This is a genomic window from Micromonospora sp. NPDC048839, from assembly GCF_040649915.1.
Taxonomy (GTDB): Bacteria; Actinomycetota; Actinomycetes; order Mycobacteriales; family Micromonosporaceae; genus Micromonospora.
This window is the reverse complement of the sequence record NZ_JBEZGL010000003.1, coordinates 450,112-473,283: the sequence shown is the minus strand read 5'-3', so window position 1 is coordinate 473,283 and position 23,172 is coordinate 450,112. Positions and strand designations below refer to the sequence as shown.

The 23,172-nt window shown below is 72.6% G+C and carries 18 protein-coding genes; 9 read left to right on the top strand and 9 right to left on the bottom strand.

What is annotated here, in order from left to right:
* Positions 1 to 16: 16 nt before the first annotated feature.
* From AB0C25_RS08265 to eccCa, 3 genes are all read right to left on the bottom strand, one after another.
* Positions 17 to 808, bottom strand: coding sequence for a phosphatase PAP2 family protein (locus AB0C25_RS08265; RefSeq protein ID WP_357370837.1), 792 nt, complete (start codon positions 806 to 808; stop codon positions 17 to 19).
* 53 nt (positions 809 to 861) lie between these two features.
* Positions 862 to 2,199, bottom strand: a complete 1,338-nt coding sequence (gene mycP / locus AB0C25_RS08260; protein WP_357370835.1) for a type VII secretion-associated serine protease mycosin — start codon at positions 2,197 to 2,199, stop codon at positions 862 to 864.
* Positions 2,200 to 2,273: 74 nt separating this feature from the next.
* Positions 2,274 to 6,257: a type VII secretion protein EccCa gene (eccCa, locus tag AB0C25_RS08255; protein ID WP_357370833.1), complete on the bottom strand. Its 3,984-nt coding sequence runs from the start codon at positions 6,255 to 6,257 to the stop codon at positions 2,274 to 2,276.
* A 101-nt stretch (positions 6,258 to 6,358) separates the two neighbouring features.
* Here eccCa and eccD point away from each other — a divergent pair, with 101 nt between their 5' ends.
* The gene (eccD, locus tag AB0C25_RS08250) at positions 6,359 to 7,762 is read left to right on the top strand and encodes a type VII secretion integral membrane protein EccD (RefSeq protein ID WP_357370831.1); all 1,404 of its coding nucleotides are present in this window, start codon (positions 6,359 to 6,361) and stop codon (positions 7,760 to 7,762) included.
* Between the two features lie 32 nt (positions 7,763 to 7,794).
* Here eccD and AB0C25_RS08245 read toward each other — a convergent pair whose 3' ends face one another.
* On the bottom strand, positions 7,795 to 8,301 hold the full coding sequence (locus AB0C25_RS08245; RefSeq protein ID WP_091403280.1) for an inorganic diphosphatase: 507 nt from the start codon (positions 8,299 to 8,301) through the stop codon (positions 7,795 to 7,797).
* Positions 8,302 to 8,694: 393 nt separating this feature from the next.
* Here AB0C25_RS08245 and dacB point away from each other — a divergent pair, with 393 nt between their 5' ends.
* The 3 genes from dacB to tilS all read left to right on the top strand — a co-directional run bounded on the left by dacB (position 8,695) and on the right by tilS (position 12,511).
* Positions 8,695 to 10,347, top strand: a complete 1,653-nt coding sequence (gene dacB, locus AB0C25_RS08240; protein ID WP_357370829.1) for a D-alanyl-D-alanine carboxypeptidase/D-alanyl-D-alanine-endopeptidase — start codon at positions 8,695 to 8,697, stop codon at positions 10,345 to 10,347.
* Between the two features lie 91 nt (positions 10,348 to 10,438).
* Positions 10,439 to 11,509 carry a zinc-dependent metalloprotease gene (locus tag AB0C25_RS08235; RefSeq protein WP_357370827.1) on the top strand — a complete coding sequence of 357 codons (1,071 nt, stop codon included), beginning with the start codon at positions 10,439 to 10,441 and terminating at the stop codon, positions 11,507 to 11,509.
* A 9-nt stretch (positions 11,510 to 11,518) separates the two neighbouring features.
* A complete protein-coding gene (tilS, locus tag AB0C25_RS08230; RefSeq protein WP_357370825.1) occupies positions 11,519 to 12,511 on the top strand; it encodes a tRNA lysidine(34) synthetase TilS in 993 nt (330 codons plus the stop codon).
* 48 nt (positions 12,512 to 12,559) lie between these two features.
* On the opposite strand, the gene AB0C25_RS08225 is transcribed toward tilS, so the two are convergent.
* The gene (locus AB0C25_RS08225; protein ID WP_357370823.1) at positions 12,560 to 13,243 is read right to left on the bottom strand and encodes a hypothetical protein; all 684 of its coding nucleotides are present in this window, start codon (positions 13,241 to 13,243) and stop codon (positions 12,560 to 12,562) included.
* A gap of 22 nt (positions 13,244 to 13,265) precedes the next feature.
* Positions 13,266 to 14,228, bottom strand: coding sequence for a helix-turn-helix domain-containing protein (locus AB0C25_RS08220; protein ID WP_357370821.1), 963 nt, complete (start codon positions 14,226 to 14,228; stop codon positions 13,266 to 13,268).
* Positions 14,229 to 14,327: 99 nt separating this feature from the next.
* Between AB0C25_RS08220 and AB0C25_RS08215 the strand changes: the two genes are divergently transcribed.
* The 4 genes from AB0C25_RS08215 to folE all read left to right on the top strand — a co-directional run bounded on the left by AB0C25_RS08215 (position 14,328) and on the right by folE (position 18,387).
* Positions 14,328 to 14,516: a hypothetical protein gene (locus AB0C25_RS08215; protein ID WP_357253067.1), complete on the top strand. Its 189-nt coding sequence runs from the start codon at positions 14,328 to 14,330 to the stop codon at positions 14,514 to 14,516.
* A 100-nt stretch (positions 14,517 to 14,616) separates the two neighbouring features.
* Positions 14,617 to 15,192 (top strand): hypoxanthine phosphoribosyltransferase, encoded by a 576-nt coding sequence (hpt, locus tag AB0C25_RS08210; protein WP_357252898.1) that lies wholly within the window; start codon positions 14,617 to 14,619, stop codon positions 15,190 to 15,192.
* A 475-nt stretch (positions 15,193 to 15,667) separates the two neighbouring features.
* On the top strand, positions 15,668 to 17,686 hold the full coding sequence (ftsH, locus tag AB0C25_RS08205) for an ATP-dependent zinc metalloprotease FtsH (RefSeq protein ID WP_357370819.1): 2,019 nt from the start codon (positions 15,668 to 15,670) through the stop codon (positions 17,684 to 17,686).
* Between the two features lie 35 nt (positions 17,687 to 17,721).
* The gene (folE, locus tag AB0C25_RS08200) at positions 17,722 to 18,387 is read left to right on the top strand and encodes a GTP cyclohydrolase I FolE (RefSeq protein WP_357371076.1); all 666 of its coding nucleotides are present in this window, start codon (positions 17,722 to 17,724) and stop codon (positions 18,385 to 18,387) included.
* A 100-nt stretch (positions 18,388 to 18,487) separates the two neighbouring features.
* Here the strand turns inward: folE and AB0C25_RS08195 are convergent, their stop codons facing one another.
* A complete protein-coding gene (locus AB0C25_RS08195) occupies positions 18,488 to 19,207 on the bottom strand; it encodes a hypothetical protein (RefSeq protein WP_357370817.1) in 720 nt (239 codons plus the stop codon).
* 28 nt (positions 19,208 to 19,235) lie between these two features.
* A complete protein-coding gene (locus AB0C25_RS08190; protein WP_357370815.1) occupies positions 19,236 to 21,815 on the bottom strand; it encodes an FtsK/SpoIIIE domain-containing protein in 2,580 nt (859 codons plus the stop codon).
* Positions 21,816 to 22,009: 194 nt separating this feature from the next.
* Here AB0C25_RS08190 and AB0C25_RS08185 point away from each other — a divergent pair, with 194 nt between their 5' ends.
* On the top strand, positions 22,010 to 22,567 hold the full coding sequence (locus AB0C25_RS08185) for a hypothetical protein (protein ID WP_357371074.1): 558 nt from the start codon (positions 22,010 to 22,012) through the stop codon (positions 22,565 to 22,567).
* A gap of 2 nt (positions 22,568 to 22,569) precedes the next feature.
* Here AB0C25_RS08185 and AB0C25_RS08180 read toward each other — a convergent pair whose 3' ends face one another.
* On the bottom strand, positions 22,570 to 23,169 hold the full coding sequence (locus AB0C25_RS08180; protein WP_357252886.1) for a hypothetical protein: 600 nt from the start codon (positions 23,167 to 23,169) through the stop codon (positions 22,570 to 22,572).
* Positions 23,170 to 23,172: the final 3 nt, after the last annotated feature.

Sequence of the window (23,172 nt, the reverse complement as noted above, 5' to 3'; positions counted from 1 at the left end):
GCGTCGTCGGCACGCCTCAGGTCGCGTCGGGGTGCCGCTCGACCTCGGGAGCGACGCCTTCGCGGGCCGGCCGGACCGGTCGCAGGCCGGTGTGCGCCCGCCAACTGGTGAACGCGGCGGTGGTCGCCGCTACCACCGCCACGCCGAGCAGCCACCCGCCGAGCACGTCGCTGGTGAAGTGCACGCCGAGCGCCACCCGGCTCAACCCGGTCACCACGGTGAGCAGCAGCGCGCCGACCCAGAGCGCGACCCGTGCCACTCCCCGTCCGACGTACGGCAGAAACACCAGCAGCAGCACCCCGGCGGTCAGGGTGGCGTTCAACGCGTGACCGGAGGGGAACGAATAACCGGCGGCCCGCGCCACCGGGTCGAGCAGCTCCGGTCGGTCCCGGCCGACGAGCAGCTTCAGCAACGGGCCGAACAGTCCACCCACCACCATGGTGGTGGTCGCCCAGAGGGCCAGCCTGCGGGCTCCCCGGCGCAGCAGCCAGATCACCACGAGCAGGGCGGCGGCCCGCAGCGGCATCGGCGCGAACACCTCAGTCCAGGTGTGCATCAGCACGACCCAGGCCGGGTGGTCGACGGCGTAACCGTGCAGCGCCTCGGTGACCGCCGTGTCCAGCCGGTGCAGCGGTGCCCAGGCGCCGAGCACCAGCAGCGCGAGCAGCGCGAAAGGCACAAGCACCAGGAACGCCGCCGTCGCGGCCAGGGTCAGCCGCAGCCCGAGCGAATGGTCCGGGTCGAGTCGGCGGTGCCGCCAGGACGGGTGCCGGGCGGTGCCGAGGGTACGTGGGCCGGGCGCGCTCATGCGAACCGTTCTACCCCACCGTTCAGCCGGTCAGGCCTGCCGGTGGGCCTCGATCACTCAGACCGCCGGCGGAGCCGGCGCACCAGCAGGGTGGCGCCGCCGGTCAGGGCGACGAGAAGCATGAACCCGGTCCACAGTTGCTCCGGTGCCGACGTGTCCTCGCCACCAGCCGCCCGGGCCGTCCACCGGCTCTGCTGACGAGGAGCGGCGAGACCGAGCGGATTGCTGCCGGCGCCGGCCACCGAGTCGTCAGCCGAGCCGGGAGCCGGGCCGAAGCCGGTCACCCCCGGCGACGTCTGATCGTCGAGCGGGTTCGCGGTCACCGGTGGCACGTCGGCGCTCAACGCGGCCACCGGGTCGACCATCCCGTACCCGAAGCGGTCGTCCCGGCCGGTCGGCCCGAGGTCCCGGGCGGTGGTCAGCAAGCGGTTGACCACCTCACCCGCGGACATCTGGGGATAGCGGGACCGGACCAGCGCGGCGGTGGCCGCCACCAGTGGCGCGGCGAAGCTGGTGCCCTGCACCCGCCAGTACCCGCTCGGGGGTTTGGCGCCGACCAGCCCGGTGGCGGGAGCGCTGAGCACCGTCGCTCGGCCGGTGATCGACCCGGACCACAGATCCTTGCTGTTGCGCTCCAGGCCGGCGACCGCGATCACCCCCGGCTCACGCGCCGGATACCACACCTTCGTGCTGCTGGAGGTGGCCAGGTTGCCGGTGCAGGCGACCACGACCACGTCCCGGACGAACGCGTAGTCCAGGGCCGCCGCCAGGGCGGGGCTGTCGCCGCTGCCACCCAACGACAAGTTGATCACGCGGGCACCGTGATCGACCGCCCAGCGGACCCCCTGGGCCACGATCAGCGCGTCGTCGTAGCGGTTGTCCTCGTCGAGCACCCGGACCGGCAGGATCCGCGCGTCCGGCGCGAGGCCGACCACGCCCCGCTTGTCGTCCTTGCGGCCGGCGATCAGGCCGGCGACCGTCGTGCCGTGCCCCACCGGATCCGGTCCCGCACCGCCGCCGGAGCCGACCAGATCCTGACCGGGCAGCACCTGGCCGACCAGGTCCGGATGACTGCCGTCCACCCCGGAGTCGACCACCGCGACGGTCACGCCCCGGCCGGTCGAGCTGCGCCAGGCCGTCTCGGCCTGCAACTCGTCGAGCTGCCACTGCTCGTCGCGGACCTGATCGGTGCGAGCGATCGTGTCGCCGGGGGCGAACACCGTCGGCCCGCCGGCCAACTGGCCGCCGTGGCTGGGCGCGGCCACGGGCACGGCCGCCGCGGTCGGCGCGACGACGGCGAGCGCCGCGGCCGCACCGAGCAGCGCCCGGACGGTCGCCCGTCGGGCGGCCGACGGACCGCTGTGCCGCACCCCTGTCACATCCCCAGCCATTCATCCCGACGGAACCATGACGATCGGAGATTACCGGTTTCCCCACCCGTCACGGGAAGAACCGGCGAGTCGGGTCATTGTGGCGGCAGTTGTGCGAGCTGAACGAGGCGTACGCCCTCCCGCCGGGTGACCAACCGACCACGCCCCGGCGGCAGCGGCCCCGGCCGCACCGGCCCGACGAGCGCACCCTCCTCCGGGCTGCCCGCCATCACCAGGCCGGAGGTGGACAGCTCCCGCAGCCGTTGCACGATCGGCTCGTACTGGGCCCGGCCCGCGCCACCGGACCGGCGGGCCAGCACCAGGTGCAGTCCGACGTCACGGGCGTGCGGCAGGTGCTCCTCCAGCGCCCGCAGCGGGTTGGCCGGCCCGGCCGCCACCAGGTCGTAGTCGTCGACGAGCACGAACAGCTCCGGCCCGGACCACCAGGATCGATCCCGCAGTTGTGGCGGGGTGACCTCCGGCCCGGGGGCACGCCGCTCCAGGTAACCGGCGGCCGACTCGACAAGCTCGGCGGTGTGCGCCGCGGCGGTGCCGTACCCGATCAGGTGCGGCGTCTCGATGGCGCCGAGCAGGCTGCGCCGGTAGTCGACCAGGATCACCCGGGCCTGCTCCGGGGTGAACCGGGTGGTGATCGACGAGGCCAGCGCGCGCAGGAACGACGACTTGCCGCACTCCGAGTCCCCGAAGACCACGAAGTGTGGCTCGGTGGCGAAGTCGAGCCACACCGGCCGCAGGTCCGCCTCCGCGATCCCGATCGGCAGCCGCAGCCCGGTCGTCGCGGTCAGGTCCATTTCGGCGTACGGCAGCACCGGCGGGAGCAGCCGCACCCGGGGCGCCGACGGTCCACCCCAACTGCCGGCGATGCGTTTGACCAGATCGGCGGTCTCTCCGTGATCGGACAGATGGGGCAGCGCGGTGAGGAAGTGCAGGCCCTCGGCGGTCACCCCCCGACCGGAGCGCTCCGGCACGTTGGCGGCGGCACGCCGGGCCACCAGCGAGTCGGACGGATCACCGAGGCGCAGTTCCAGCCGGGAGCCGAACAGGTCCCGGATCGCCGGCCGGAAGTCCAGCCAACGCAGCGCGGTGGCGACCACGTGCAGCCCGTACGACAGTCCCCGGGTGGCCAGGTCGGTGACCAGCGGTTCCAGATCGTCGTACTCGCCCCGGACCGTACTCCAACCGTCGATCACCAGGAACACGTCGCCGAACGGGTCGGCCCCGAGCTGGCTGGTCGTTGGAGCTGCGGCCCGCCGCTGCCGGTACGCGGCCATCGACTCCACGCCCAACTCCGCGAAGCGGCGTTCCCGATCGGCCAGCAGGGTGCTCATCTCGCCGACGGTGCGCCGGACGGCGGTCGGGTCGGCCCGACCGGTCACCCCGCCCACGTGCGGAAGGTCGCGCAGCGCGGCCAGCCCGCCGCCACCGAAGTCCAGGCAGTAGACCTGCACCTCGACCGGGGTGTGGGTGAGCGCCAACGCGCAGATCAGCGTACGTAGCGCGGTGGACTTGCCGCTCTGCGGCGCACCGACCACCGCGACGTGTCCGGCTGCCCCGTCCAGCGTCAGCCAGAGCAGGTCCCGGCGCTGCTCCAACGGCTTGTCCACGACGGCCAGTGGCACTCCCAGCGAGCCGTGCAGCTCCGGGTTGCCCACGCTGAGCCCGCGCTCCGGGTCCACCTCGACCGGGCCGAGCAGCTCGTCCAGGGCCGGTGGCGGACCGAGCGGTGGGAGCCAGACCTGGTGCGCTGGCGGACCCTGCCCGACGAGCCGGTCCACCAGCAGGTCGAGCAGTGTCTCCCGGTCCTCCTCCTCCGCCGCCGCGGCGGGCACGACCGGGGTCGCCGGCTCGGGCACCGGCACCACGTGGGTGGTGAAGGTGAGCAGCCGGGCACCCCCCTCGGCGGCGACGCCGGCCGGCGCGGTCCGCCGGCGGACGGCACCGGAGACGTACGCGGCCTTGAACCGGGCCAGCGGGTCGGTGCCGGCGCGCAGGTAGCCGTGCCCCGGCGAGCGGGGCAGCTCGTGCGCGTCCGGCACCCCGAGCACGGTGCGCGACTCCAACGCGGAGAAGGTCCGCAACCCGATCCGGTACGACAGGTGGGTGTCCAGCCCACGGAGCCGCCCCTCCTCCAGCCGCTGGCTGGCGAGCAGCAGGTGCACGCCGAGCGACCGGCCCAGCCGGCCGATCTGCACGAACAGGTCGATGAAGTCGGGCTTGGCGGAGAGCAGTTCGGAGAACTCGTCGCAGATCAGCAGCAGCGACGGCAGCGGGGCCAGTGGGCTGCCGGCCGCCCGGGACCGCTCGTAGTCGCGCACGCTGGCAAAGTTGCCGGCGCGGCGCAGCAGCTCCTGCCGGCGGACCAGCTCCCCGTTGATCGCGTCGACCATCCGGTCGACCAGGGGTAACGCGTCGGCCAGGTTCGTGATCACCGCCGCGGTGTGCGGCAACCTGTCGAACGAGGCGAAGGTGGCACCACCCTTGAAGTCGACGAGCACGAAGTTGAGCTGCTCGGAGCTGTGCGTGGCGGCGAGCCCCAGCACCAGCGTGCGGAGCAGCTCGGACTTGCCGGAGCCGGTCGCCCCGATGAGCAGGCCGTGCGGTCCCATCCCGTCCTGGGCGGACTCCTTGAGGTCCAGCTCGATGGCTCCGCCGTCCGCGCCCACCCCGATCGGCACCCGCAGCCGGTCCCGTGCCGAGCGCGGCAGCCAACCCTGCTCAGCGGTGAAGCTCTCCGGGTCACCGAGCCCGAGTAGTTCGGGAAGACCCAGGTCGGCCTGGAGCGGGGCGTCCGGTCCGCGGGCTGCGCCGGCGAGCCGCAGCGGCGCCAACCGCCGGGCGACCGCCTCGGCGTCGGCGAGGTCCAACTGATCGGCGGTCCCCACCTCGGCGTGCCCGTCGGACGACCGCGAGTGCAGCCGTCGGCCGTGCAACTCCAGCAGCAACGCGTACCTGTCGAGCAGCCGGGGCGGCGGGGTGTCCAGGTCCAGCACGGTGACCGCGTCGATGCCGCCGTCACCGGCCAGGTCACTGGCGCCGGTCAGGTCGCCGCCGTCGAGGATCACCACCACGTGCGGGCCGTCGGTGGCGGGGCCGGCCGGACTGAACCGCGACCGGCTGGCCAGCACGTCGGCGAGCAGCCGTTCCAGCTCGGCGGCGGAGCTGGTGACCAGCCGTACCGGGCCGAGCGCGTCGGTGCGGCTCGGATGGTGGGCGTGCGGGAGCCATTTCACCCACTCCCAGCAGGCGCGGCGTTCCGGTCCCGCGCAGACGGCGACGAGCAGCTCGTCGGGTGCGTGGAAGACCGCGAGCTGGGTCAGCACCGCCCGCACCAGCGCCTGCGCCGCCGGGTCGCCGGTGGCCGGCCCACCGGTGATCGGGGCGCCGCCCCCGCTCCGGCCGGCGGGACGCACGTGCACCCGGGCGAAGCTGCGCAACGACAGGGCCACCGGCAGGTCCGGCACCACGGAGTACGCGTCCAGAAAGCGGCGCAGCGCGCCGGCGGTCATCGGTTCCAGCTCCTCCAGCGGCCGGGTGACAGGTGGGACGAGCGGGGTGGCCAGGGTCTGCGGCCCGACGGCGACCCGGACCACCGCGAAGTCCGGGTCGGCGGGTCGCCGCTCCCAGACCCGGTGACTGTCCACCGTCGACCAGAGCCCGCCCGGATCCGGGTGCCGGTAGTAGAGCCCGGCCCGCTGCTGTCCCGCGGTGCGTCGCACCCGCCGCCGCAGCGTGGCCAGGTGGCGCAGGTACTCCCGGCGGGCCGCCATCATCTCGGACTTCTTCGGCGTGCCGGAGGCGCTGCCCCAGGAGGTCACCAGCATCGCCAGCGAGGAGAGCCCGAACATCCCACCCACCACGTACGAGTAGGCGCCACCGCCCCGGCCGAACATCATCGCCATCGCCACCGTGCCGCCGAGCATGGGCAGCAGCATGAGCATCTGCTGCCACCGCCCGCCGGTCACCACGGGTATCTCCGGCGGCGCCTCGACCGGCAGTTCGCCGGTGGGTATCTCCGGCGCCGGTCGACGCGGTGGGCGCTTGATGACGACTGTCGACACTCGGCCTCCTGACTGCGCTGGGTAACCCGAACCGGACTCATGGTAGGTAAAGTCCTGTCGTCCGCACAGCCTCCGATCCCTCCCGAGATGGAGACCAGTCGATGACTACCGGTCTGGCCCGCGTCACCATCAGCGCGCCGCAACGACGGGTGGACGTCGCCCTGCCGGAGCAGGTGCCCCTGGCCGAGCTGCTGCCCGACGTGCTCCGGCACGCCGGCGTCGGGCTGGCCGACGACGGCGAACAGCACGGCGGCTGGGTTCTGCGCCGCACCGACGGCGCGCTGCTGACGACCGCACAGGCACTGCTGCCCCAGGGGGTCCGCGACGGTGAGGTGCTGCACCTCGTGCCGGCCCGCGCGCACTGGCCCGAGCTGGAGTACGACGACGTGGTCGAGGCGATCGCCGACGGTGCCCGCCGCCGCGGCGGCGCCTGGTCGCCCACCGCCACCCGGGCCGCCGGTCTCGCCGGTGCGGCCGTCCCGCTCACCGTCGGGCTGCTCGCCCTGCTCGTCGGCGGCCCGACGTACCGGGCGGGCTGGCTGGCCGCCGCCGTGGTGGCGCTGCTGCTCACCGTGGCCGGTGCGGTCGCCTCCCGCGCCAACGGCGACGGCACCGCCGGGGCGACACTCGGCGGCTACGCGCTGCCGTACGCGTTCACGGCCGGCGCCCTCGCGGTCGGCTCCGGCGACCCGGTCGGGCCGTTCGGGCCGGTCCGCTGGGTGGGCGCGCCCGAGTTGCTGGCCGGCTCGGTGGCACTGTCGCTGGTGGCGCTGATCGGCCTGCTCGGGGTGGCCAGCCGGCTACGGGTCTTCGTGGCCGGTGTGACGGTCGGCCTGACCGGTGCCGGGGCGGCGCTCGGTGGGCTGCTGCTCAGCCCGGCCGGCGCGGCGGCGGTGCTGCTCAGCGCACTGGTCTTCGCCGTCGGCGTGATCCCGCTGCTGGCCATCCGGCTGGGCAAGCTTCCCCTGCCGCCGATCACCCTGCCGACCTCGACCCCCATCGAAGGGCCGGAGCGATCCCGGGATCTGCCGGACCGGAGCCGGGTGAACGCGGCGGTGACCCGCACCGAGGAGGTGCTCACCGGGATGCTGATCGGGCACGCCCTGCTGGCGGTGGCCGCCGCGTTCGTACTCGGGGTTGCCGGCACGAAGGCCGGCTGGGTGCTGCTGGCGGTCACCTCGGCCGTGCTGCTGCTGCGGTCGCGGCTGTTCGTGGCGTTGCGGCACCGGGTCCCCACGGTGCTGGCCGGGCTGGCCGGCTACACCGTGCTGGGCGTGGTGCTCGTTGGCCGGGCCGACGACGTCGGGCGGTTGGCGCTGGTCCTGGGCGGTGCGGCGTTGGCTTTGGTGGCCGCCGCCAGCGGCACCGGATACGCCCGCCGGCCGGTCTCGCCGTACCTCGGAAGGGTCGCGGACCTCACCGACACGGCCCTGGCGGTCGCCGTGGTGCCGATCGCCTGCGCGGTGCTCGACCTGTACGACCGGGCCCGAGGGCTGCTCGGTTGAGCGGCCCCCGGGCCCGGTGCGTCAGTGGTACGTCAGTGCATGGATTCGCCGCGCGCCTCGGCGTCCCTCGCCCGCTGGTACGAGGCGTGGATCTCGGCCTCGGCCTCGGTGCGGCCGACCCAGGTCGCGCCCTCCACCGACTTGCCGGGCTCCAGGTCCTTGTACACCTCGAAGAAGTGCTGAATCTCCAGCCGGTCGAACTCGCCGAGGTGGTGGATGTCGCGCAGGTGCTCCTGGCGAGGGTCCTCGTAGGGCACGCAGAGGACCTTGTCGTCCCCGCCCTTCTCGTCGGTCATCCGGAACATGCCGATGGTGCGGCAGCGGATCAGGCAACCCGGGAAGGTCGGCTCGGGGACCAGCACCAGCGCGTCCAGCGGGTCGCCGTCCTCGCCCAGGGTGCCCTCGATGAACCCGTAGTCGGCCGGGTACTGGGTGGAGGTGAAGAGAGTGCGGTCCAACCGGATCCGGCCGGTCTTGTGGTCCACCTCGTACTTGTTCCGGTGACCTTTGGGGATCTCAACCGTCACGTCGAAATCCATCTGCACGCTCCCTCGTCTGCCCACGCTGGCTAACGGAACCACTGGCGGCCCCTCCGGACAGGTGAATGCCCACCCGCCGACTCCGGCCGCCGCATAGTCTTCGGACCGAAGTAGTGTCACCCAAGCCGATTTTCGCTGGGGGAGGAGGGGGTCGTGGGGAGGGAAGATTCACACTACCGCCCGGACGGGGGCTCCGCGCACGGTACCGGACGATCCGGCTCCGGCGGCGCCACGGGCCGGGTCCCGGTGCCGGAGGCCCACCTGCCCCGGGCTTCCGAGCCAGGGACGCCGGCACCTGAGACGCCGCCACCACTGCCCTGGCGCCCGCCCTCCGGCTCGCCCCCGCCCACCCCGAACAACGGCCGCTTTCCGGTAGCCGGCGCTGACCGGCCGATGAGCGGCCCGCCGCGCGGCAGCGCGTCGGTCCCGGTGAGCCCGGCTCCGCCCGGCCCGACCTCGGGTGGTCCGTCGCGCGGCAGCGCGTCGGTCCCGGTGAGCCCGGCTCCGCCCGGTGCGTGGCCTGGCCCGACCGCCACCCGCGGTGACGCCCCACCGCTGGGTCCGCCGATCTCCGCGTTGCCGTCGCCCGCCGGTGCCGCGCCGGCCCCCGCGCCGGTCGCCCCCGCTCGTCGGCGGCGGCTGCCGGTGGTGTTGGCCGTCGTGCTGCTGCTGGTGCTCGCCGGTGTCGGCGTCGTCGTCGTCCGACCCGGGCCGGTCGCCGGATGGCTGGGCGACGACGCCGGGTCCGCGCCGAACGCCGTGGGCGCGACCCCGGAGCCGGACCCGGCGGACGTGCTGTCCGGCCCGGACCCGAACGCTCCGGTACCCACCCCGGACGGGGTTCGTGCCGTACTCGACCCACTTGTCGGGGTTGCCGCCCTGGGTGATCGGGTGAACGTCTCGGTGGCCGATGTCATCTCCGGCCAGACGCTGTTCGACAAGGGTGCGGACGACGGCACCGTGCCCGCCTCGGTGACCAAACTGGCGACCGCGGTGACGGCACTGGCAGCCCGGGGACCCGGCTACCGGATCCCCACTCGCGCGGTGGCCGGGACGAAGGCCGGCGAGGTGGTGATCATCGGTGGTGGCGATCCGACCCTCGCGATCGACAAGAAGGGCTACTACCCGGGCGCGGCGCGGCTCGACGAGTTGGCCGCCCAGGTGCGTACGGCGCTCGGCGGCACCACCCCGACCAGTGTCACCGTCGACGGTTCGGTCTACTCCGGCCCGGTCTACGGCCCGGGTTGGGACGACGACATCCCCACCGGTGGCTCCGGGGGCGCGGTGACGGCGTTGATGACCGACGGCGCGCGCCGGGATCCGAGCGTCCCGCACGGGGCCGCGGCGCGGTTCACCGAGCCGGACCTGGCCGCCGGCAAGGCGTTCGCCCGACTGCTCGGCGTGCCGAGCGACGCCGTGAAGCGGGGCACGGCACCGGCGCCCGCCGCGGCCGGTGGCACCCCGGCGCCGGGCACCGAGCTGGGTGTGGTGCAGTCTCCGCCGATGATCCGGCTGGTCGACATCATGATCAGCGAGAGTGACAACCTGGTGGCCGAGGCGTTGGCCCGTCAGGTCGCGATGGCCCGCAACCAGCCGGCCTCGTTCGACGGGGGCGCTGCCGCCATGGACGCGGAGGTGGCCGAGTTGGGCCTGCCCGCCGACGAGATCACCCTGTCCGACGGCAGCGGACTGTCCCGCAACAACCGGATCAGCCCGTCGTTGCTGACCGACCTGATCCGACTGGCCGCCAGCCCGGATCATCCGGAGTTGGCGGGCGTCTTCGGCGGCCTGCCGGTGGGCGGCTGGTCGGGGACCCTGGACGAGCGCTACCGCACCGCCGCCGGCACCGCCGCCGGGGCGGGCAGCGTCCGGGCGAAGACCGGCACACTGACCGCCGTGCACTCCATTGCGGGCCTGGTCACCACCGCCGACGGTCGGCTACTCACCTTCGCGGTGCTCACGGATCGGGTGCCGGGCGGAAAGGAAACCGCCCAACCGGCGCTGGATCGGATCACCGCCGCGCTGGCCGGCTGCGGCTGCCGCTGACGTCACTGCGGCCCGTCCCGGGGGACGCCATCGCCGTCGATCGGGATCGCGAGCGCGGGCCGGGGTGTCGCGGCGCGGGTACGGTGGGTCCATGGCGCAGTTCGTGGACTGGGATCTGGCCGCCGCCACCGCGGGGGCGTTGAGCAAGTCGGGCCCCCGGGTGTCGTATTCCGAGGCCACCGACGTGGTCGGCGACCTGCGCCGGCTGACCGATGAGGCGGCCGGGCACGTGGCCGACTACACGGGGCTGCGGGCGCAGGTCTCGCATCCACCGGTTCGGGTGGTCGACCGCCGCGACTGGGCGGCGACGAACATCGCCGGCCTTCGCGAGGTGATCACTCCGCTGGTGAGCCGGCTGTCCGGCGACAAGCAGCCCGGTGCGTTGACCGAGGCGGTCGGCTCCCGGCTGACCGGGGTGCAGGCCGGCACCGTGCTGGCGTACCTCTCCGGTCGGGTGCTCGGGCAGTACGAGGTCTTCTCGGCCGACCCGGGCCAACTGCTGCTTGTCGCACCGAACATCGTCGAGGTGGAGCGCAAGCTCGGTGCGGACCCGCGGGACTTCCGGCTCTGGGTGTGCCTGCACGAGGTCACCCACCGGACCCAGTTCACCGCCGTTCCGTGGATGCGGGCCTATTTCCTCGGCGAGGTGCAGGCGTTCGTCGACGCCTCGTCCAGCGGCAGCGAGCATGTCGTCGAGCGCCTGCGGCGCGGGGTGGCCACGCTGTCCGAGGCGGTCCGTGACCCGGAGAGCCGCACCAGCGTGCTGGACATCGTGCAGACGCCGGCCCAGCGGGCCGTACTGGACCGGCTCACCGCGTTGATGACCCTGCTGGAGGGGCACGCCGAGTTCGTGATGGACGGCGTGGGTCCGCAGGTGATCCCGAGCGTGGAGCGGATCCGGGCGTCGTTCAACCGACGTCGGGAGGCGGGCAACCCGCTGGAGAAGGCCATCCGCCGGCTGCTCGGGGTGGACGTCAAGATGCGCCAGTACGCCGAGGGGCGCAAGTTCGTGCACGGCGTGGTGGAGCGGGTCGGCATGGACGGCTTCAACTCGATCTTCAACTCGCCGCTCACGCTGCCCCGGCTGTCCGAGTTGGGTGATCCGGATGCCTGGGTGGCCCGTGTGCACGGCCCGGCCGGCACCATTCGGGCAGCTGGCTGACCCCCAGCGGTGGCCGCGCTCGCCCCGCCGGTGGCCGCGATCCGGGTGGCGGTCCGTCGCGCCCTGACCGGTCTGCCGTCCGGTGGGCCGGTGCTTGTCGCCTGCTCCGGCGGAGCCGACTCGCTCGCCCTCGCGGCGGCCACCGCCTTCGTGGCGCCTCGACTTGGTCGCGCCGCCGTGCTGGTCTCGGTCGACCACGGATTGCAGGACGGCTCCGCGGAGCGTGCCGAGGCGGTGGCCGCCTGGGCCGGTGGGTTCGGGTTCGCGTCGGCGACCGCCGTGCGGGTGGAGGTGGCGGGGCGTCCAGGCGGGCCGGAGGCGGCCGCCCGGGAGGCTCGTTACCAGGCGCTGAGCGAGGTGGCCCGGCAGCAGAACGCGGTCGCGGTGCTCACCGGGCACACCCGCGACGACCAGGCGGAGACGGTGCTGCTGGCGCTCGCCCGGGGCGCCGGTCCCCGGGGGCTGGCCGGAATGCCCGCCCGGCGGGACCTGAACGGGGTGCCGCTGCTGCGTCCGCTGCTGGGGATCGGTCGGGCGCAGACCCGCGCCGCCTGTGCCGTGCTCGGGCTGAGCCCGTGGCAGGACCCGCACAACACCGACCCGTCGTACGCCCGCTCCCGGGTGCGGGCCGACCTGCTGCCGGCGCTGGTGCGGGCGCTCGGACCCGGTGTGGTGGACAACCTCGCGCGTACCGCCGGTCTGGTGGCGGCTGACAACGCCGCGCTCGACGAGGTGGCGGCGACGGCGCTGGCCGGGGCACGGCACCCCGACGGAGGTCTCTCCGTGCCCGCGCTGGCCGGTCTGGCCCCCGCGGTGCGTGGCCGGGTGCTGCACTCCTGGGCGCGAGAGGTGGGCGCCCTGCCGGGAGCGCTGTCGCACCGGCACGTCAACGCCCTGGACGCGCTGGTCACCGCCTGGCGTGGCCAGGGTCCCACCGATCTGCCCGGGGGTGTCCGGGTGCTCCGCCGCGCCGACCGGCTGGCGCCGGTCACCCCCGCCTGACGCCGGTCCCCACCGGCATCCGCCGCGCAGCGCCGTCGATCTACGCGGTCAGCGTTGCAGGCGTTGCGTCATCAGCTCGTCCAGCTCGGTCCCGAGATCACGGGGGTCGACGTCGCCCTCGTAGACCAGGGCGACCTCGCCGGTCGGCAGGTCGGGGGAGAGGCAGTAGAAGAGGAGGCCCCCGTCGGAGCTGATCCGCAGCAGCCGGGTGGAGGAGATGTCGCTGTCCTCGTCCCATCCCGGGATGCCGTCCGGGTAGTCCGCCATCTCGGCGAGGGTCAGCATCTGCTCCGGACGGGCCGGCCCGAACCCGGTGCGCTCCCCCGAGACGAAGCCCGCGTGCACGTCGCGGAGGAACTCCTGCAACGGCTCCGGGAAGGCCGCCCAGAACTGTGGCTGCTCGAAGGTGCGCGGGTCGTAGCCGACCCATGGCACATGGTGGCCGTCGTCGGCGCGTACGACGTACACCAGGGCCGGGCCGTCGGCGGTGCGGTAGGGGACGACGTCGACCAGCCGGTCGCGGAGCACGGCGGCGAAACGGGGTACGAGACGGAGGAACCCGGCGTTCCACAGGGCCACCGCGGTCTCCCGGCGCTCGGCCGGTGCGGTGGCGGTGACGATCGACCGCCACGGGCCGGGCAGGTGTGCGGCATCGTCCACGCCGACCACCACCGGGTCGGACGTCCAGTCCCGCAGCATGTCGGCCAGCTCGGCGGGGTCCACGTCATCCATCTCCGCCACACTCCGCGCGATCTCAGCCACTGTGCGCCCGGTCCCGGAAGGTGGTCCGGTAGCTGTGCGGGGTGGCGCCCACCCGGCGGGTGAAGTGGTGGCGGAGCGCAGCGGCGTCGCCGAAGCCGGACTGGTCGGCGACGGCCTCCACGCTCAACGGGGTCTCTTCGAGTAGCCGCCGGGCGAGCAGCACCCGTTGGTTGGTGAGCCAGGCGTGCGGGGTGGTGCCGGTCTCGGCGCGGAACCGGCGGGCGAACGTGCGTGGTGCCATCCCGGCGCGGGCGGCCAACTCCTCGACAGTGGTCGTCCGGTCCAGGTGACCCATCAGCCACTCCAGCACCGGTTCCAGGGTGGGTGCCTCGGGTGCCTTCGGGATGGGCGCCTCGACGTACTGGGACTGGCCGCCGTCGCGGTGCGGCGGGACCACCATCCGTCGCGCCAGTCGGGTCGCGGTGGCCGAGCCGTGCTCCTGGCGGATCAGGTGCAGGCAGGCGTCGATGCCGGCCGCCGTGCCGGCGCTGGTGAGCAGCCGGCCGTCCTGGACGTAGAGGGAGTTGCAGCGCACCCGGGCGTTTGGGTGCCGGCGTTGCAGCTCGTCCACGTAGCGCCAGTGGGTCGTGCATTCCCGGTCGTCGAGCAGGCCGGCCTCGCCGAGCAGGAAGGCGCCCGAGCAGACGCTGAACAGGTACGCGCCGCGGGCGTCGGCCCGTCGTAGCGCGTCGAGCACCGAGTCGGGAACGGTGGTGCCCTGGCTGTGCGCCGGAATGGCCACCAGGTCAGCCTCGTCGACCGGGCCGAGGTCGGCGTGCGGGGTGAGGTGGAAGCCGGACGACGTACGCACCGGGGCGCCGTCGGGGCTGCACACCCGGAACTGGTAGCCGGGGAAACCGTCGGCGGTGCGGTCGGTGCCGAACACCTCGGCGAGCACGCCGAGCTCGAAGGGGGCGACCTGGTCTAGGGCGAGCACGGCGATGGACCGAAGCATGTGACGAGGGTAACCCGACAGGTGGCAGTAAATCGATGACCAATGGCATTCCTGCCACTGTCCGGTCGGTGCCAGGGGTCGCAGACTGGTCTCAGTCCGGTGCGCACCGGCGGCGAAACCGACAGCAATCATGCGAAAGCGAGCGCCGCCATGGAGTTCCTGCTCTTCCTTCTCTTCCTCGTCCTGCTCGTCGCCGCCTCGGCGGCCGGCCTGACCGTCGACAGCCACGATTCGGCGGACTGGAAGCCCAGCGACGACGGCCGCCGCTGGCGGTCACGTACCAACTGATGCCTTTAGCATTGTTTGCCCAGAAAATCCCCGGCGGGACCGCGCCAAAAGGTGCGGCCCCGCCGACGGAGGCCATCCGACGTACGGCAGGCTAGGAGTCATGGCTGACGGCTCCTGGTACGACGCCGACATCGACCACGTGATCATCTCCGAGGCGCAGATTCGCGAGAAGACGGCGGAGCTGGCCAAGCAGGTCTCCGCCGACTACTCCCACGTGAACGACGGGCTGCTGCTCGTGTGCGTGCTCAAGGGTGCGGTGATGTTCATGGCGGACTTCGCGCGGGCGCTCGGTCGCAACGGCCCTCCGGCCGAACTCGACTTCATGGCCATCTCCTCCTACGGCCAGGGCACCACCTCGTCCGGGGTGGTCCGCATCCTCAAGGACCTGGACCGGGACATCGCCGGCCGACACGTGGTGGTCGTCGAGGACATCGTCGACTCCGGGCTCACCCTCTCCTGGCTGCTGCGCTACCTGGAGTCCCGCTCGGCGGCCAGCGTGGAGGTCGTCGCGCTGTTCCGTAAGCCGGACGCGGTCAAGGTGCCGGTCCCGGTCAAGTACGTCGGCTTCGACATTCCCACCGAGTTCGTGGTCGGCTACGGCCTGGACTTCGGTGAGCGCTACCGGGAGCTGCCGTACGTCGGGGTGCTCAAGCCCGAGGTCTACGCCCGCTCCTGACGCCGGCCGCGAGCCCGCCGGGGTGACCCGGAGTGGCGTGAGGTCGACTCGTATCGGCATTCATCGAGCCGACGTTCAGCGCGCTCTCAGCTCTTACGGCTACCGTGGACCCGGTGGCCCGGAGGTTTCTCCGCGCCCGACCCCCTCGGCCGCGTGATCGGGCCGTCGGGTGGCCGGGCCGGACTCCCCGCCACGCCGGTTTCCACCCGGACCCGCCGTACGCGGGTCGCAGGGCTGGTGGGCCTGCCCACGGTGCGTGCCATCGATATCAAAGGTGCGCCCAGTGCGGGGCTCGCGAGCTCGCTCCTCGCGTACACGGTGTACCGTCGAATGACCGCGGCGCGGCAGTTTTCGCGTCTCGGGGTCGAGGCCGCCCCGCATGGCAGCTCCGACCGCCGCCTCACCGCGGCGACACCAATCAGATGGTCAGGACGTCGATCAGGAGGATGCGGGCGCTCCGGCGCTCGACAACAGTATGGAACGTACGCGTTTCTTCCGCCGACCGGTGGTCTGGATCATCCTGGTCATCCTCGGCGCAGTTGTGCTCAGTCAACTGTTCACCGCTGGTCCCAGCTACCACCGCGTGGACACTTCCGTTGCGCTCGATCAGCTCCACACCGCCAAGATCAACAAGGTGATCTTCCAGGACAAGGAGCAGACGCTCCAACTGGACCTGGCCCAGAAGACCAAGTTCGGCAAGACCGAGACCAACAAGATCGAGGCTCAGTTCCCGTACCAGGTCGGTGACGAGATCTGGAACGAGGTGCTGGACGCGAAGGCGGCCAACCGGGTCACCGGCCCGGCCGACGCCAAGGTGTCCTCGGACAGCATCTGGGTGAGTCTGCTGGTCAACCTCCTGCCGATCGCGTTGCTCGTCCTGCTGCTGCTGTTCTTCATGTCGCAGATGCAGGGTGGCGGCTCCCGGGTGCTCAACTTCGGCAAGTCCAAGGCGAAGATGATCACGAAGGACACTCCGAAGACGACCTTCGCGGACGTCGCGGGTGCCGACGAGGCCGTCGAAGAGCTGCACGAGATCAAGGACTTTCTCCAGAACCCGGCGAAGTACCAGGCCCTGGGTGCCAAGATCCCCAAGGGTGTGCTGCTCTTCGGGCCGCCCGGCACGGGCAAGACGCTGCTGGCCCGCGCCGTCGCCGGCGAGGCCGGGGTGCCGTTCTACTCCATCTCCGGCTCCGACTTCGTGGAGATGTTCGTCGGTGTCGGCGCCAGCCGGGTCCGCGACCTCTTCGAGCAGGCCAAGACCAACGCCCCGGCGATCGTCTTCGTCGACGAGATCGACGCCGTCGGCCGCCACCGCGGCGCCGGCATGGGCGGCGGTCACGACGAGCGTGAGCAGACGCTCAACCAGCTGCTCGTCGAGATGGACGGCTTCGACACCAAGGGCGGGGTCATCCTGATCGCCGCCACCAACCGGCCGGACATCCTCGACCCGGCGCTGCTGCGCCCGGGCCGGTTCGACCGGCAGATCCCGGTCGACGCCCCCGACATGGAGGGCCGCAAGGCCGTCCTGCGGGTGCACGCCAAGGGCAAGCCGTTCACGCCCGACGTCGACCTCGACGCGGTGGCACGGCGCACCCCGGGCTTCAGCGGTGCCGACCTGGCCAACGTGATCAACGAGTCCGCGTTGCTCACCGCCCGCAAGGACCAGAGGGCGATCAGCAACGACTCGCTCGAAGAGTCGATCGACCGGGTGGTCGCGGGTCCGCAGCGACGGACCCGGGTGATGAGCGACAACGAAAAGAAGATCACCGCGTACCACGAGGGTGGGCACGCGCTTGTCGCCTGGGCGCTGCCGCACGCCGCGCCGGTGCACAAGGTGACGATCCTGTCCCGTGGCCGCTCGCTGGGCCACACCCTGGTGCTCCCCACCGAGGACAAGTACACCCAGACCCGCGCCGAAATGATCGACACCCTGGCGTACGCGCTGGGCGGCCGGGCCGCCGAGGAGCTGGTCTTCCACGAGCCCACCACCGGTGCCGGCAACGACATCGAGAAGGCCACCCAACTGGCCCGCGCGATGATCACCCAGTACGGCATGAGCTCGAAGCTCGGCGCGATCAAGTACGGCACCAGCGGAGACGAGCCGTTCCTCGGCCGCAACATGGGCCACGAGCGGGACTACTCCGACTCGGTCGCCGCCGAGATCGACGGCGAGATGCGGGCACTTGTCGAGCTGGCGCACGACGAGGCCTGGGAGATCCTGGTGGAATACCGGGACGTCCTGGACAACATCGTGCTCGAGCTGATGGAGAAGGAAACCCTCTCCACGGCCGACATGGCGCGGATCTGCTCCCGGGTGGTCAAGCGTCCGCCGCTGGCGCCGTACAACGGCTTCGGCAAGCGCCAGCCGTCCACCGAACCGCCCGTGCTCACCCCGACGGAGAAGGACAAACTCAAGGCGCAGGCCGAGGCTGACGGCGCGCAGGCGTCCGTCGGTGGCGGTGCGCCGTCCAACAACTCGGACGGCACGCACTGAGCAACGACCCGACGGCCAGCTCCCCGCACCGGGAGCTGGCCGTCTCCGCGACCGAACCCGACGGCGACGACGACCTCGACTACGTCGCCGCGCGGCTGATCAGCGGCAAGCTGACCGGCCGCCCGGTCGAGGACGCCGTCGACCTGGGCCGGATCGAGAAGGCCGTCCGCGAGATCCTGATCGCCGTCGGGGAGGACCCCGACCGCGACGGGCTCCAACAGACCCCGGCCCGGGTCGCCCGCGCGTACGCCGAACTCTTCGCCGGCCTGCGGGTCGACCCGGCCCAGGTGCTCAGCACCACCTTCGAGGCCAACCACGAAGAGCTGGTGATCGTCCGGGACATCGACGTGATGAGCCTGTGCGAGCATCACCTGCTGCCGTTCCGCGGCAGCGCGCACATCGGCTACATCCCCGGGCCGGACGGGCGGATCACCGGCCTGTCCAAGCTGGCCCGACTTGTCGAGGTCTTCGCCCGCCGCCCCCAGGTGCAGGAGCGGCTCACCTCGCAGGTCGCCGACCTGCTGATGAGCAAACTCTCCCCCCGCGGCGTCGTCGTCGTGCTGGAGTGCGAGCACATGTGCATGGCGATGCGCGGCATCCAGAAATCCGGTGCCAAGACCATCACGTCGGCGGTGCGCGGCGTCCTGCAGTCGGACTCCAAGTCCCGAGCCGAGGCAATGTCGCTGATCATCCCCCGCTGACAGTCCGACGCAGCCCGGCCGGCCAACCCCTGCGGGGGACGGCCGGCCGTCGCCTTCCCGCCCGTCCGCTCTCCTGCCCGGCGCCGACCAGCCGGGCAGGTCAGCCGGCGAGCAGGACCAGCAGCAGGCCGGCCGTCACCAGCACCGCCGGCACCAGACACACCAGCGCGCCGAGACGCACCGTCCGGTCCAGCCGCTCGGCGGGGCTCACCCGGAACAACCGCCCAATGCCCACCCAGCCAGCGACGAATGCGACCGCCGGCATCGGCAGCCCACAGATCAACGCGGCCACACTGGCCGGTCCCACCCCCGTCGCCGCGTACACCGCGACCTGGATCAGCGGCACCACCAGCGCCAGCGGCCCGTACACCAGAAGGTTGCGCACCCGCGCCGGCCAGGATCCCGGCCGGAACCGGGGCCGCGCCGCCAGGACGGCGTCCGCCGCCTCGGCCCGGCCCCGAGCGGCCCGCAGCGCGGCCAGTACGGCCGCCGGACCGCCCGCCATCGACCGGGACGCCTCGGTCACCTCCGGCGGTGACGGCACCAGGGAAATCGCTGGTACGCCCAACTCGCGCAGCCGTTCCTGCTGGCTCGCCAGCCCGGTACGGACCACCGTCAGCTCCTCCCGGGCGGTCTCCGCCGACCGGGCCTGCTCACCGGCGGCGGCAGCCGCACTACGGCGTACCCCGTCCAGCTGGCGGGCCGCGGCCAGATATTCCGCCCACGCCGTGCTGGGCTCGACCGCCGCCGGGGCGGAGTCCCCGTTCGACGCGGCGACCCGCTGGCGCCCCGGCCCGGTCGCCGTCGCCTTCGGACTCATCTCGACATCCCCTGCCCGCGCCACCGGATCACCCGGCCTCGTCGGCGAACGGCACCAGGACCGTGCCCCGCTCGTCCGGACCGTCCCAGAGCACCGCCCGGTCCGGGCGAGCCTGCCACTCCACCGCGTGACCGAAGACCGCGGTGAGCTGCGCGACCGGCACGTCCAGCACGGCCACGGCGGCCAACTTGTCGACCTCGCCCGCCGGCTCGAACAGCGCGGCGAACGGGGGCACCGCGCGCCACCAACCCAACAGGTGTCTCCCCGTCGGCGGTCCGTTGCGTAACAGCGCACGCAACCGCTCCACCGGCAGCTCCCGGGGTCCCGGCCGGTCCAGCCCGAAGGCCACCAGATACGTCGGCACGTCGTCGGCCGGGGCCGCGAGCAGCGTCGGCAGATCCACCAGCTCGGCCGGATGCCGGGTGGCCAACTCCGCAGTCAACGCCTCCGCCAGCGCCCGAGCTCCCGGATCCGGCACCGCCACCAGGAAACGGGCGGTGCCCGGCGCGTGATGGTCCGCGGTGCTCCGAGCCGCCGTAGCCAGCAAGCCGCCCGCCGCGGCACCCGACCCGAGCACCGCGAGGTTGCGGCCCGCGGCCGGCCCCAACGGTACGGCGACCGTCGAGCGGGCCACGTCCACCGCGCGGCCCAGCAGGGCCGCCGGCCCGTGCGACTGCCCCGCCAACGCCGCCCGGTACCGCGGATCGTTGCCGAGCAGCGGGCGCGCGTACCCGGCGAAGACGACAGGCGGCACCGACCCGGCCGGTCGGGCCTCCCACAGCTCGTGCCGAAGCCCCTCCACCACCGCCGGGTGGTCCTGCGGGTCGGGGTGCCGGATCAGCCGTTCATGTCCCCGGATCGCGCCCCGGGGGCCGCCGAGCCCGCCTGCGGTGTTCACCACCGCGCTGCCCACCGGCAGCCCGGCGGCCGAGTCGTTCGTCGGCTCCAACACCGGACTGCCACCCGGCAGCGCCACCCGCACCGGAAACTGCCCGAGCACCGAATCCCGATGACCCGCATCGGCGCGGGCACTCAACCCCAACTCGCCCGCACCGGCCAACACAAGGTGCACGCCGTACGCCCGACCGGCCCGAGCCAACCCGTCCAGCTGGGCGGCCACCTCAGCGGCCAACCGGTCCCGCTCGGCGAACAGCAACGGCACGTTGTCCAACACGCAGACGATCCGGGGCAGCGGCTGGTGCTGACGCAACTCCGCGAAACGTTGGCCGCCGGCCCGCGCCCCAGCTTCCGCCCTGCGCTGCACCTCGGCCGTCAACTCGTCGAGCAGGCCCCGGACGTACTCCCGATCGGCGGCCATCGCGGCAGCGCGCACCTGCGGAATCCACGACCGGTCCCGCTCGGTCTGCAGAAACTCCACGAACGACTCACCATCGGCGAGATCCACAAGGTAGAGCGCCAACTCGTCCGGACCGTACCGGGCCGCCAACCCCAGCAACGCGGTGGTCAGGAACGCCGCGCGACCCGCCGCGGACCGTCCACTGACCAGCCAGTGCGGGGTCAGCTCGGTGAAACCCAGCGGCACCGACCGGCCCCCGGCATCACCGACCGTCGTGGTCAGCCCGTCCGCGGAATCCGCCTCCCAGAGACGCTCACCCGTCGGCGGCAGCAGAGCCGCCAACCCCAACCGCGAACCGGCCTCCACCTGCTCCGCAAGCCGTCGACACACCCCGTCGACCAGCTCAACCGGCGGGTCCACCTCGACGAATACCGGCGAGTTCAGTCCACCCGGCGGATCCGTGCCCGGACTCGCGAAGGACGCCCCCGGTGGATCACCGAGCAACGCGTACGAGTTGCGCAGGGCCAGCGCAGTGGCGTGCGGCAGCGCGGTGCTGCGCGGCGGCGCCGCCCGCGTCGCAAACGGGCCGGCCGGTGGCCAACCCGCCACCACCAGATGCAGCCCGGCGGCAGGCCCCTGCTCGGCGAGCGCCTCGATCCGCGCCAGATCCGTCGGATCCGTCGACTCCGGCAGAGCGGCGAACACGAGCAGCAGCGTGCGATCGTGCCGACGTCGCCCACTCGCCCCCGGAGTGACCCACTGCTCCGCCTCCGTCAGCACCGCACGCAGCCCTGCCAGGTCCACCGCCGGCGGCGGCAACAGGCCAGCATCAGCGAGCGCCCCGAACGGGGTCAACGCCGAACCCGTGGCATCCACCGCCCGAATCAACAGCGCACCCGCCGGCGTCGCCGCCAACAACCGCAGGAGTACGGCCCGGAGCAACCCCGCCACCCGCGGCTCCCGAGCGTCGGCGTCCACGCTCAGATGACCGGTGCCAACCAGCGGCACCAACGCGGGAAAACGCGCATCATCCAACGGCGCCGCCGTGCCGACCCGGACGAACGGCGGCGGCCCGTCACCCGCCGGAGAGTCCACGGTGAGCGAGTCCAACGCAGCGCCCGCCCAACCCGGGGCCAACCCCGCGGCGGCCGCCCGGAGTCGATCGGCCAGCTCGTACTGGCGGCGCTGGTCGGCAGGAGCTGGTCGCGTCTCGTCCAAGATTCCGGCGGCAGCGGTGGCGACGGCCGCTGCCCGACGATGCAGGGCAGCGGCGCGGTTCGTGCGTGCCTTTGGACCGGCCACCGCGTCCACCCCCTCTGCCCGAGGTTGGCAACCCCTCCCGAGCAGAGACGGTATCCCAGCCGAGGCTGCTCCTCCGGGAGGTGCCACGGTGCTGCGCCGGTGATGTCGTGGATCTCACCGATGGGTAGGGGTCCGTCACGATCCGCTGGATCTGGGGCATTGGCTCCGGAGCCTCCAGCCGATAACGTCAGGAGGTGGAATCAGTGCAGCCCCCCGCCGGTTCCCAGGTCTCCCACGTACCGGCCCAACGGGCACCATCCGAGCAGCTGCCACCTGCCCCGGTGCCGCCACAGACGCAGCCGCCGCCCCGCCGAATGCGGACGATGCTCACGGTCGTCGCCGGGGTGCTCGCGCTGCTCTGCCTTGGCGGCCTCGCCACCGGCCTTGTGCTTTATCACCGCGCGTCCGCCCCGGACCGTAGCGCTCCCGACGTGGTGGTCGACAACTATCTGCGCGCGTTTCTCGTCGATCGTAATGACGCGAGAGCAGACCTCTTCACCTGCGAGGGCGGATCTCAGTTGGAGGCGATGCGGTCCTTACGGGCCGATCTGCTTGCGCGTGAGCAGGAGCTCGACGTCACAATCCTGGTCAGCTGGGGCAGCCTTGAGATTAAAGGTGAAGGTGATACGGCCGCCGTTGTGACGGTGATCCGGCGTAGCGCCACAGTCGACGGTATTCAACAGAGCCTAACGGACACGTGGCAATTCGACGTGAGAAAACAGGATGACTGGCGGGTGTGTGGAGGCGTTGAGATAAATTAACCTCATTCGATCCACAGTAGATGAACCGGAACTTCCAAGGTGGTGGGCGACTGGCCACGCCAGGCCCAGCGGTACCACTCCACCTCCGGAGCGATCCGGACGCAGATGTCCCCCTCGGCACCCGAGTAGGTCTCGGTGACCGCGCGCAGATCACGGCGCTCGAGACCGCCCTCGACGTGCACCACCCGACGGCCGGTGACGGCATCGGCCTCGAAGACGGGTGTGGGAGCACGGTGTGCCGGCCCGTCCAGCGAGACCAACCGGATGCCGGTTTCGCGGGGACTCTCCGACTCTGGCCGGCTGCCAACGGTCTCCACCCAGACCCGTTCCACCGGCACCAGTGGTGCGAACACCTCGACCTGGTCGGCCTCGGCCCGGTACCACTCGTGCTCGGGAATCACCGGCACATAGGTCCGGGCGCTCTGCACCACCCGGTCGTCCGCGCGCAGATCTCCTCGCCAACCCAACCCCGGCAGACCGACGAGCACCCGTCGCCCGCGTAGCTCCACCCGATCGGTGGCGGGGACCATGGCCAGCGGGCGGGGTGGTCGGGGCGCCCAGTCGGGCTGGTCGGCGAAGGGGTCCGGCATAGGTCCGGTCATGCC

Bases quoted from the DNA above. Each gene is read 5' to 3' on its own strand.
- AB0C25_RS08265 (WP_357370837.1), bottom strand. From the start codon at position 808: ATGAGCGCGCCCGGCCCACGTACCCTCGGCACCGCCCGGCACCCGTCC.
- mycP (WP_357370835.1), bottom strand. From the start codon at position 2,199: ATGGCTGGGGATGTGACAGGGGTGCGGCACAGCGGTCCGTCGGCCGCC.
- eccD (WP_357370831.1), top strand. From the start codon at position 6,359: ATGACTACCGGTCTGGCCCGCGTCACCATCAGCGCGCCGCAACGACGG.
- AB0C25_RS08245 (WP_091403280.1), bottom strand. From the start codon at position 8,301: ATGGATTTCGACGTGACGGTTGAGATCCCCAAAGGTCACCGGAACAAG.
- dacB (WP_357370829.1), top strand. From the start codon at position 8,695: ATGAGCGGCCCGCCGCGCGGCAGCGCGTCGGTCCCGGTGAGCCCGGCT.
- AB0C25_RS08235 (WP_357370827.1), top strand. From the start codon at position 10,439: ATGGCGCAGTTCGTGGACTGGGATCTGGCCGCCGCCACCGCGGGGGCG.
- AB0C25_RS08225 (WP_357370823.1), bottom strand. From the start codon at position 13,243: ATGGATGACGTGGACCCCGCCGAGCTGGCCGACATGCTGCGGGACTGG.
- AB0C25_RS08220 (WP_357370821.1), bottom strand. From the start codon at position 14,228: ATGCTTCGGTCCATCGCCGTGCTCGCCCTAGACCAGGTCGCCCCCTTC.
- hpt (WP_357252898.1), top strand. From the start codon at position 14,617: ATGGCTGACGGCTCCTGGTACGACGCCGACATCGACCACGTGATCATC.
- ftsH (WP_357370819.1), top strand. From the start codon at position 15,668: ATGGAACGTACGCGTTTCTTCCGCCGACCGGTGGTCTGGATCATCCTG.
- AB0C25_RS08195 (WP_357370817.1), bottom strand. From the start codon at position 19,207: ATGAGTCCGAAGGCGACGGCGACCGGGCCGGGGCGCCAGCGGGTCGCC.
- AB0C25_RS08180 (WP_357252886.1), bottom strand. From the start codon at position 23,169: ATGACCGGACCTATGCCGGACCCCTTCGCCGACCAGCCCGACTGGGCG.